Raw genomic sequence first — 11,229 nt, forward strand, 5'->3', positions numbered from 1 at the left:
TTGACCACTCTTCATCTGTTAAACTGCTTGAGTACATAAGTAATAAAAAATACTTTTAATCTCCCGGTACACCAGATCCCAAATGGGTTCTATAATGCCAAAATACAGTGGAATAGGGTGGCAAATCTTTCGGTAAGTCAGCCCAATTACAGCCATTTTTCAGCTGATAAAAGATCCCATCTAAGATTTGTCTTTTACTCCATGTTGGGGGACGAGTCAGCTTCTTTTTAGGCAATAATGCTTCAATTATTGACCACTCTTCATCTGTTAAACTGCTTGAATACATAAGTAATAAAAAATACTTTTAATCTCACAATACACCAGATCCCAAATGGGTTCTATAAAGGTACCGTCAGGACTGAAAGTAACTCCCCAAATAGATGCACTATGTCCTTTGAGCGTTCTCAGTTCTGTTCCATCAATGTTCCAAAGTTTAATCGTTTTGTCGAGACTGGCAGAGGCAATAGTCTGACCATCGGGACTAAACGCTACTCCCGAAACTCCGGCACTATGACCTTTAAGAGTTTTATCAAGGTGATAACTGCCATCTGTGCTGTCTCGCTGCCAAAGTTTGACAGTTTTGTCTTCACTTGCTGAAACAATGGTCTGACCATCGGGACTGAAAGCTACGCCGACAACCCAAGCTCCGTGACCTTGGAGAGGTTGTAGGGGTTTGGCGTTCTGCCAGCCTAAACTGTCTCGTCTCCAGAGTTTTACTGTCCCGTCTAGATTGGCAGCCGCAATGGTTTGACTATCAGGACTAAAAGCTACTCCCCAAAATTCAGTTTTATAACCTTGAAACGTTTTCAGCAAAGTGCCGTCTCGCTTCCAGACTCTCACCGTTTTGTCCCAACCAGCAGAGGCAATGGTTTGACTATCAGGACTAAAAGCTACTCCCCAGACTGAAGCTGTGTGACCTTTGAATGTTCTAGAAATGCGCCACGATGAGTTTTTGGCATCGCGCTGCCAAAGTTTAATAGTACCATCCTCACTTGCCGAGGCAAGTATCTGACCGTCAGGACTAAAAGCGACTGACCTAACTGCTCCCTGATGACCTTTGAGAGTTGCAACTGCTGTACCATCACGTCGCCAAAGTTTGATTGTCTTATCCATGCTGGCTGAGGCAATTAAAGAACTATCAGGGCTGACATTTACTGCCATAACACTTGCTGTATGACTAGAAAGATGATTGTATTCATCTGCTCCATAAACTGCTTGTTTTAATGCATTTTTAACCAGAGGTGAAAGATTTGTGTTTATTATTCCTAGTTTTAGCAGTTTGTCTTTGGCTTTAATTGCTTCTACAAGCGCATCTAATCTGCGATTTGAGGCAAACAGTCCAACTGAAGAAGATACAAGCGCTCGAATTTCGCTACTCTTAGCTTGAGCTTCGCTTTTTTTGGTTTGACGATACAGAATGAAATTCCCGATCGCCAAACTGCTAGAGACGAGCAACCCAATACACACTCCAACTAGCAAAAACCTTTGCAATTTAGCTGTCTTTTTCTCTTGTACGAGTCGTGTTTCTACTTCTTTAGCCCGTGCTGCCTCCAATGCCGTTTGCACTTCAATGCGATCGCATTCAACACTTGTGGCTAAAAACCGATAATCTAAATCGCCCAGACTTTTGCCCTGCGACCATTTTTGAGCATCTTTGAGTGCCTGTCCTCGCAGTAGGCGCGATTCATCTTTATAACCTGATGCGACCCAAGCATTGAATGTCTGTGAGTATGGGCGGAGATTGTCTAATTGTCTTAATACCCATTCGGCATTAAAAACATTGCGATAGATGGGATTTTTAATTTTGAGATAGCCGTTGTGTTTCTCCACTAAACCAGATAACAACAGTTCTGTCTGTTCTCGACTATCATCAATCGGGACAGAATTAAGATGTGAAGGGGGAGAGGGGGAGAGGGGCAAAGGGGAAAACTCTTCTCCCCTGCACCCTGCACAGTGAGCGAAGTCGTTAGCGCAGCGTCTCATAGAGAAGTGCTGCCCCCCTGCTCCCTGCTCAAGAGCCTCTGGGGCTTGCAACACCTGCTGATAAATACCCAATAACCGCCCGGACTGTTGTTCGTTGAATAGTAGGCGATCTCTTATAGTACGTAGATGTTCAGGTTCGTCTTGTGATTGCCAATGTTGAATAATATGCGTTTTTACTAATTGCTCTATCCACAATGCTTCTGTACCTGGAGCAAGAGTAATTATTTCTGTAATGTTTTCAGAAGCAAGTTGGACAATTAAATCACAGAGTTTTTGTGTGAGAAACGGTTGTCCTCCCGTCCAATAAATAATCTCTTGCAATATTGCTTGTGGTTGAGTGACTACTTCCTTTAATCCTTGAAGCAGGGGCGTGGCTTCATCTAGTTGAAAGCCTTGTAACTCAATTGCTTTACCAAGGTTAAAGGGCGTGCGGCGTTTATCAGCGATTAGGTCAGAGGGACTAACTACACCAAATAGTGCAAATCCCAAGCGTTCAAAGCTTGGATTCTCTGGTCGCAGGTTATAGGACTGACGAATCCAAGCAAAAAAGTCGTTAATTGGGAAATTTAAACTGAGTAGACTATCAATTTCATCAATAAAGATGAAAATGCGTTCAGCTTTGCCGTTTTGTAGAGAATTGCTCTTAACATTTGGCAGTAAAATTTCTTCCACAAAGGAATGTAATTTTTGCACCGAAGAAATGCCAGCTTGCGTCTCCCACCAATGTTTAAAATTGACCTGCGATCCTAACTTGAAGCTGTAAAACAAGCTAATAATAATGCCTTTGTACCATTGATCTGGTGTAGTAACCTCAATACCCAAGCGGGTCATATCCAAGTAAACACAGCTAGAGCCTTCTTCTCGAAGACGATGACTTGTGCGCTGTAGTAAAGATGACTTGCCCATCTGCCGAGAGTTGAAGACGTAACAAAAATCACCAGCTTTCAAACTGTCATAAAGTCTTTGGTCTGCCTGACGGATAACATATGTGGGGTCATCGCTGCGGAGACTACCACCTACTTGATATCTCATATTGAAGTGTGATTATCAAACAAGAACATAACATAATTGTTAGCATTTTAATATTATTTTAAAAAAATAAATATTGTCTACATTTCAGTACGATTTGATGCAATTTATTAGTTTATTTCAGGTAAAAAATTACTATCTTTTCCATACACAACCTTTTCGGCCGTTCTATTTCAATTCACAAACAGTATTTTTGCTATTTTTACTCTTACATTTCTTAACTTTCATAAAAAATTCTTTACTTTCTTCTTAAATATCTTAACTTTACTTGATATTTATTCCTGATTAATGGAATATAGTTTGTGTGAATCAAATCCTTCCCATTACAATAAATTTTGATTTATATGGCTCATCAAAATAAATTTTACTTGAAAATCTTGAGATAGTTAACGCCATTACATTTTTTATTTCTCGAAAAATGTATTATTAAAAAATTGTTGATAACTGTTTTTGAAAATAAGCACGGTAGAGTTCAAAACGTGGTAATATGCGATCGCTCTCAAAGCGAATTAATCCCAAACTTTCAAGCTTATAAGCCTCAATAGGATCAACAGAAATATCTTGCTTTGCTGCCAGCACTTTAGCATAAGTCTTTGCTAGTCTAGGATTTTCTTGTAGTTTAATCCAGTGTCGCCATAGATGATCGCGGTAGATGCTACCATTGGCGATCGCATCCTCTATCAGTTCTTGCAGGGTTATTTCTTGAGAACAAAGATGGTACAAACTAATTTGAATTAGTGCTGGATGTCCTCCTACCAGTGACATCAGTTGGGCAATATCTTTAGATGTACATGAACTTAAACCATATCGCCTAGCTAAATCTTCTACTTGCGCTTGGGTAAATTCGTTCAAACGAATAGATAAACCGATATTAAAAGGAGAGAGGTTGATATCCAAAGAGGCATACTCTTCTGTAGAGTAAACCATGACTAATCTTAGCTTTTGCCAGTTGGGAATGTGTCGTGCTTCCTCGCACCATGACCGCAACAAAGCAAAAAACTCTTGAAAAATTTGAGGATATTTAAAAAAACGATCAACTTCATTCAACACCAAAACTACTGGGCTTTGACATTGATTAAACAAATAGTTTTCTAAATAGAACCCGCTACTCAAGTTAGGGCCAATTTCTTCATTCCATTCTGACTTGAGGTTGGGTTTAATACCTAATTTTGTTGCAATTTGCCAGCAAAGATGACGTAACAGCTTATTTAAATCAGTTAGGCACTCAACATCAAATTGGTCGCAATTCAGATTTACAGTCTGATACCCAAGCTTCTGTGCAAAGGCTAACAGCCTCAATACTAGAGAACTTTTACCCATCTGTTTCGGGCCCCTAATCCGAATCACACAGCCACTTTGAGTTACTTCTTGATAAACCTTTCTCTCTAGTAGGGGACGTTCGATGTAAAAGTAAGAATCTAGAGGTACGGGGCCATCCGGGTATGACCGAAGATTTTCTATTTGTTCAGTTTCTTCGTGATGTTCTTCAACAAATGAAGTGAATTGGGAAAGTTGAGATGAATCTTCTTCTGTATATGAACCTACAGACAATGACTCAGATGTTTCAGTCCCATTTGCTTCATTGGCACCTGTGTAGTCTTCGCTATGTAATTCCAGATTAAAAGCGCTAAAGCAGAGTTTTACAGTTTTTTGGTCTACACTTGTGCTTAAAGACCATAATTTACTAAAAGTTCTAGAAGAAACATTAATGCGATCGCTGAGTTGTTCCAAACTCAAATGTTCGCCTTTATTTTCTACGATCTCCACAGAAAGAATTGCTTCTTGTAACCGTTTAATTCCAATAGAAGTGAGTACAACTCCTCGTCTCCGCTTAGTCTTGTTTCGTTCTATTTTATACATCATAAAACCGATTTTTTATTGGTAAGAAAGTATTAATTAAGTGACAATTTTTACATTTAAACACGGCAACTAAAACTGAAGTTAGCAATCTTTGATACATTTATATTTGTTTTTGTTATGGAATCCATTGGAACCTTAACAAATTACATTACATCATATCAACTTGATAGTAAACACTTTATGTAAATTATCTGCTTTCCCTACTTTCCTTACTGTTCCTGCTTTTCCTACTTTTCCTACTTTTCTTACTTTTCTTACTTTTTCCACTTTTACTTAGTGTTTTGATGGTTGTTTTCTCACATTTTGTATTTATAAATAAAATATAAATGTCAAAAATAGAACTACGTGTAATAGAAATTAATTTTCTATCTTAAGTCAAATAAGAAACACAACTATTTGAGGAAAAATAGATTCAAGTGCAGTTTGTGCGACCAATGGCAAATAGCGAAACAGTAGGAGCTTTTTTAAATGGACTACGAATCGTAGTGATTGATGAAACCGGGAGCAACGCGATTTTCTGAAGTCGGACAAAAACGAGTGACGATGCTCCACTCCGGAGGACGCGATCGCTAAACAGAAACTTCAGTACACTAGTAAAATAGATACTTTTTAAATAAGTCAATACTTAAATAATACCAGGGTTAGCGCGTCTCAAACCCTATTGACAGGGGGATTATGGCAGAGGTCCTGAGTTTGAGAGAGCCGCAGCCAACACAGAAAGCATATAGCAATAGTTCATAGCTGCTCGTCGTGATTTTTGGCGAATACTGCGACGAAAAGATGATTCCCGCTCTAATGCATTAAGAGCAATACGACGTAGTAAAGCAAAGTTTTGTGGGCTGTGTAAAGAACTTACAACAAGGGTTCTAGACCATAAAAAGTGCAAGTTATACGCGTGACAGCTTACTAAGCGATAGTATGTGAACGGGGTATTTTATCTCAAGTCTAAGTGGCATAAGCGTTTTGGGCTAATCGTTTAAACCTTTGTGAGAAATCCAGGTCACAGATGGGGGGAGAATGAAAAACTACGCTGCGCCTGTATTGCTCACAGCCTTCAAGGAATTTCAAGAGTCTTAGCAAATTACAGCATTTTTCTCTTACCAGAAACATAAAAGAGCGCAATGACTTACGACAGATTAAATTTATAAATTTTAATCTTTATAAAATTATTTATTAACTATCTTAACTGTCTTAACTGTTTTAACTGTCTTAACTGTCCATTAAATAAATGTCTTAACTATCTTAACTGTCTTAACTGTCTTAAATAGCTACTAAATAATCTAAATAATCCATTTAATATTGCCTTGGCTGACTATTGCATTTTCTTTATAAAACTGAGATTATTTAGACATAAAAGTTAGGCTTTATAGAAATTGCAAGGACTTACTTAGAGGTCAGGGCAAACGCATCTAAATTACTCTTGATCACAACCAGGATTAAGAACCAACGAAAAAATAAGGATTTCTCGTTTGATTTACTTTCCGAGACTCGGTGCGATCGCTAAAATATTTGTTAATAAGCAGGGATTAATGAGATAATTTTCGAGTCTATTGAGAATACATAAACTTTATTGACATGATGCGGTCGCCCTGACTTAGAGGTCAATGGTTAAAATGTTTGCTTTGATCCTTGGAGTCCGACAGATTTTGGAAATGCTTGTGGCTACGCTGTTATAATGTCTTGGTTGCTCAATCCATCTCCCTGAAACAGCTATTGGGCTTCAACGTTAAAAATATAAATCCTAAGAAAACATTTTCATTAGTTGAAACAATTTATTATGTCTATTATAAAGTATTGATTTACAATAATTTTTTCTCATAAAAAATGTTATTTTTATAGAATGTAAACTCAATTTTCTCAAATTAAGTTATTAATGAATTATTCCTTTTTTTCAAACTTTAATCAATTTTGGAAACAAGTAAAGGCTATCGCAGGGCCTTATTGGTATCCCACAGAGCCAGGAGAAAGAGCATTTTCAGATGTAATTCGTGCGTGGGGAATGCTTGCTCTTTTAATATTGTCAGTAATTGCATTAGTAAGCATCAATGCTTTTAATAGCTTTGTTGATCGCTATATACTCGATGTCTTGATTCAGGATAAAGATTATTCTAAATTTATTAATACTTTATGGCTTTATATCCTTTGTCTTGTCTGTGTAACAATCCTGGTAGGATTTTCTAAATTTCTCAGACAAAACATTGCTCTTAATTGGCATCAATGGCTAAATAATGAACTATTATCAAAGTATTTGAGCAACCGTGCCTATTATAAAATTAACTTTAAATCTGATTTAGAGAACCCAGATCAACGTCTATCTCAAGAAATTGAACCTGTTACCACCACTGCTGTGAGTATTTCAACTAATAGCCTAGAAAAATTGCTAGAAATGATTATTTTTTTAGGAATCCTTTGGTCAATTTCTCACTTAGCGGCAGTTGTTATAGTTATTTATACAATTATAGGCAATGGCATTGCTGCTTATTTTAGTAACCAGTTTAATAAGATTAATCAAAATGAACTTGAATTTAAAGCTGAGTATAACTATGCTTTAACTCATATTCGTAATCATGCTGAATCAATAGCTTTTTTCCAAGGAGAAAATCAAGAATTAAATATAATTAAACAAAAATTTAATAATATTATTGTTAATAGTAAATTCAAAATGAATTGGGAGAGAAATCAGGAAATATTTAAAAGAGGCTATCAGGCTCTTATCCAAGTTTTTCCCCTTGTCATACTTGGGCCTTTATATATTAAAGATGAAATCGATTTTGGACAAATTATTCAAGCTAATATAGCTTGTAATTTGTTTGCTACTGCTGTAGCAGCATTGATTGATGAATTTGGTAATTTTGGTAAATTTTCAAGTTATATTGAGCGTTTAAATGAATTCTCTCAGGCATTAGCAGAAGTAACTAGGCAACAAGAGAATATTAGTGTTATTAAAACCATAGAAGATAATCGTATAGCTTTTGAAAATATTACCTTAAAAACACCCAATTATGAACAGGTGATTGTTGACAATTTGTCAATGTCTGTTCAACCAGGAGAAGGTTTATTAATTGTAGGGCCTAGTGGTCGAGGTAAAAGTTCTTTATTAAGAGCGATCGCAGGTTTATGGAATGCGGGGACTGGTCGTTTAGTCAGACCTCCTCTAGAAGAAGTCTTATTTTTACCTCAACGTCCTTACATAATTTTGGGAACTTTGCGTGAACAGTTACTTTATCCTCATATAAATCGACAAATGAGCGATGCACAACTCAAAGAAATATTGCAACAAGTTAACCTCCAAAACTTGCTTAACAAAGTTGATAACTTTGATAAAGAAGCACCTTGGGAAAATATATTATCGCTAGGAGAACAACAACGTCTAGCTTTCGCACGGCTGTTAGTTACTCGTAGTAGTTTCACGATATTAGATGAAGCAACTAGTGCTTTAGATTTGAAAAACGAAGAAAATTTATATCAACAGCTACAACAGACAAAAACAACTTTTATTAGTGTTGGACATAGAGAAAGTTTGTTTAATTATCATCAATGGGTTTTGGAACTTTCACAAGGTTCTAGTTGGCGACTTTTGAATATGCAGGACTACTCTAATAATTCAAAAAATAAAAAAATTTGAAAGCAAATCATACTTTTAATAATCCATATAAATGTCAAATTTATATAATGTTTTCCCTAAATTAAAAATGACTAATAATTTCCTTAATAACTCCGAAAAATTAAAGTATAAACCTGAATATATTAGGTGATAACTCATTACCACTACTTCACAACCTACGTATGAAGATTTTAGGTATTAACTCGGTTTATCATGAATCAGCCGCATCTTGCGTGATTGATGGTCAAATTGTTTCAGCAGTTGAAGAAGAAAGATTTAACCGCTATAAACACGGCAAAGCTGCACGTATTGATAATCCTCACATTCTTCCCGTACAATCCATCAATTTTTGTCTAAGAGATGCCAATTTACATATTGAAGATATCGATTTCATTGCATTTTCTTTTGACCCTAAACTACGTCAGAAGAGCTTTGAAATTGACCCAATCAGCATTCCAGGTGATTGGGGGAGTATAGAAGGGGAAAAAACATTCCTTTTAGGTTTGGAACAAGTCAAACTTTCTTTGAACCAAGCCTTGGGTGATAAAGCCGCAGAGAAACTTATCTGGGTTCCTCATCATCTGGCCCATGCAGCCTCCGCATTTTTCCCTTCTGGATTGGAAGAAGCAGCAATCTTAGTCATTGATGGGATTGGTGAAAATGCCTCTTCAATTGCGGCTTGTGGTCATGAGAACAGGCTCGGTGTCTTACATGAAATCGAATATCCTCATTCTTTAGGCTTTTTATGGGAAAAACTGTCCCAATTCCTCGGCTTTTCGGAATACGATGCTTGCAAAGTGATGGGGCTTGCAGCTTATGGACAAAGCGAAACTATGCAAGCAGCATTTTCTCAGTTTGCACAGATAACAGATAAGAACTTTACTCTAGACAAAGGGCTTCTTCGCTTCCGGGTTGGCGAGTTTGAACTATTAGAAGCACTACTAGGTAAAAGTAGAAAGAAAAATGAACCTATAGAACAGCATCACAAAGACATTGCAGCGGCTTTACAAGCATTTACTGATCGCGTCGTACTGCGCTTAGTCGAAAACCTTTACCGCCTCTATCCATCAGACAATTTGTGCTATGCAGGAGGAGTCGCTCTTAACTGCGTTACTAACTGGTTAATCAAAGAAAAAGGTCCGTTCAAAAATATCTTTATCCCCACATCTCCCCACGATGCAGGAACCGCAGTTGGCGCGGCTTTGTACGCTTATCATACGCGGTGCGATCGACCAAAAATTCATACTCCGCAACTCACTCCGCATACAGGGCCAGAATTTACAACTGAGGAAATTATGTTAGCCATTGAAGAATCTGGTTTGACTGCCAGACGCTCAATAGATAGTGCTATAGAAGCAGCTGATATGGTTGCGGATGGTAAAGTCGTTGGTTGGTTTCAAGGTCGGATGGAATTTGGGCCTCGCGCTCTCGGTAATCGTTCTTTGTTAGCTGATCCGCGTTACGCCACTACACGCGAATTACTCAACTGCAAGGTCAAGCACCGAGAAGATTTCCGGCCTTTTGGCCCTAGCGTTTTAGCTGAAAAAGCAGAAAAATGGTTTGAAATTGGTCGTCAGAGTGAAAGCCTAAAATATATGCTATTTACCTGTCCAATACGACCTGAAAAAAGAGAAAAAATTCCTGCTGTCGCTCATATTGATGGAACTGCAAGAGTCCAACTAGTAGACAGACAACTCAACCCCAGTTACCACCGATTGATTGAACGATTTGAACAGCGCACAGGGGTTCCTGTAATTCTCAATACATCGTTCAATGATAGTGAACCGATAGTCTGCTCGCCTAAAGATGCCATCTCAACCTTTAAGCGCACGGCCATTGATGCCTTAATCATGCAAGATTTTGTAATCGAACGTAAAAATTGAAGCAATACTATGATTATCAGCGAATTAATCAGTTCAAATTTTCGTAATCAGCGCATCAGCAGCATTTCTTCAAAGCTCACAGGAGAGTACACTGTGGCTACCGATTTAGTTAGCTACTCTCACCCAGACCAAGTATTTCCTATACATCCTGAACAGCAGTTCTTTCTCGACGAACTTATAGAGAAAAAAATTACTAATGCACGGGTACTGGAAATCGGACTGGGATCGGGTGTATTATCTATTGGCGCACTCAAAGCAGGGGCAATTTACGTCACTGCTCTAGAAATCAATCCTCGGGCTAAGAACTATGCTGGCTTCAACATTCTCACCAACGGTCTAGAGGGTAAAATCGAAATTCGGGATGGCGATATCAAGGACATCTGGAAACCAGTAAGTGGCGATCGCTTTGATTATATAATTTCTAATCCGCCTTTTGAGCCGACACCACAGGGAATGGCCCACTATCTGCATTCTGCTGCTGGCATTTGGGGACTTGATTTTGTGGAAGCGATATTCCAAGAACTCGACAACCATCTGACAGCAGCAGGTTACGCACAGATTGTTACCTTTGCTCCAGGTAATGCTAAAGAACCATTCATGCTGGCAGATATGGCTCAGAAATACTTAAAAGGTGAGACAAAAATTAAGGTGAATCCGATTTCAATTAAATTTGCTTACTTTGTAGATAGATATGTTGAAAACGGACAGGCGAGTAGAGAACAAGTAGAAGAAATGAAAAAAATAGCACAAGAGAATGATGTTTCCCACTTGTATTTGTGCGTGCTGCATTACAACAGTCATAGCGAGCGATCGCTCGCTATGACAGAGACGACTTTAGCGTATGAATCTTGGCTAAATCCTTTGTAAAAA

The 11,229-nt window shown here is 38.0% G+C and carries 6 protein-coding genes and 1 pseudogene; 3 read left to right on the top strand and 4 right to left on the bottom strand.

Translation table 11 applies throughout. From position 1 onward, the window contains the following. Nucleotides 1–55: 55 nt before the first annotated feature. From V7K49_RS09165 to V7K49_RS09180, 4 genes and pseudogenes are all read right to left on the bottom strand, one after another. Nucleotides 56–286 (bottom strand): transposase, encoded by a 231-nt coding sequence (locus V7K49_RS09165; RefSeq protein WP_335205299.1) that lies wholly within the window; start codon nt 284–286, stop codon nt 56–58. After that, nucleotides 268–3,015 (bottom strand): AAA-like domain-containing protein, encoded by a 2,748-nt coding sequence (locus tag V7K49_RS09170; protein ID WP_335205300.1) that lies wholly within the window; start codon nt 3,013–3,015, stop codon nt 268–270. Before V7K49_RS09170 ends, V7K49_RS09165 begins: the two co-directional genes overlap by 19 nt. A gap of 423 nt (nt 3,016–3,438) precedes the next feature. Next, entirely contained in the window at nt 3,439–4,875 is a 1,437-nt protein-coding gene (locus V7K49_RS09175) for an AAA-like domain-containing protein (RefSeq protein WP_335205301.1), read from the bottom strand. Between the two features lie 670 nt (nt 4,876–5,545). After that, nucleotides 5,546–5,728 (bottom strand): annotated as a pseudogene (locus V7K49_RS09180) (ISAs1 family transposase); the annotation flags it as partial. A 1,017-nt stretch (nt 5,729–6,745) separates the two neighbouring features. Here V7K49_RS09180 and V7K49_RS09185 point away from each other — a divergent pair. The 3 genes from V7K49_RS09185 to V7K49_RS09195 all read left to right on the top strand — a co-directional run bounded on the left by V7K49_RS09185 (nt 6,746) and on the right by V7K49_RS09195 (nt 11,226). Beyond that, nucleotides 6,746–8,497 (top strand): ABC transporter ATP-binding protein/permease, encoded by a 1,752-nt coding sequence (locus V7K49_RS09185; RefSeq protein WP_335205302.1) that lies wholly within the window; start codon nt 6,746–6,748, stop codon nt 8,495–8,497. A gap of 161 nt (nt 8,498–8,658) precedes the next feature. Beyond that, nucleotides 8,659–10,359, top strand: coding sequence for a carbamoyltransferase family protein (locus tag V7K49_RS09190; protein WP_335205303.1), 1,701 nt, complete (start codon nt 8,659–8,661; stop codon nt 10,357–10,359). Nucleotides 10,360–10,452: 93 nt separating this feature from the next. Further along, nucleotides 10,453–11,226 (top strand): methyltransferase, encoded by a 774-nt coding sequence (locus V7K49_RS09195; protein WP_335205304.1) that lies wholly within the window; start codon nt 10,453–10,455, stop codon nt 11,224–11,226. Nucleotides 11,227–11,229 lie beyond the last annotated feature (3 nt).

Origin of the sequence: Nostoc sp., from assembly GCF_036919675.1 — a bacterium.
In the GTDB taxonomy this organism is placed as follows: domain Bacteria; phylum Cyanobacteriota; class Cyanobacteriia; order Cyanobacteriales; family Nostocaceae; genus Nostoc.

Coding starts and splice junctions, on each gene's coding strand:
- V7K49_RS09170 (WP_335205300.1), bottom strand. CDS start 3,015: ATGAGATATCAAGTAGGTGGTAGTCTCCGCAGCGATGACCCCACATAT.
- V7K49_RS09165 (WP_335205299.1), bottom strand. CDS start 286: ATGTATTCAAGCAGTTTAACAGATGAAGAGTGGTCAATAATTGAAGCA.
- V7K49_RS09185 (WP_335205302.1), top strand. CDS start 6,746: ATGAATTATTCCTTTTTTTCAAACTTTAATCAATTTTGGAAACAAGTA.
- V7K49_RS09190 (WP_335205303.1), top strand. CDS start 8,659: ATGAAGATTTTAGGTATTAACTCGGTTTATCATGAATCAGCCGCATCT.
- V7K49_RS09175 (WP_335205301.1), bottom strand. CDS start 4,875: ATGATGTATAAAATAGAACGAAACAAGACTAAGCGGAGACGAGGAGTT.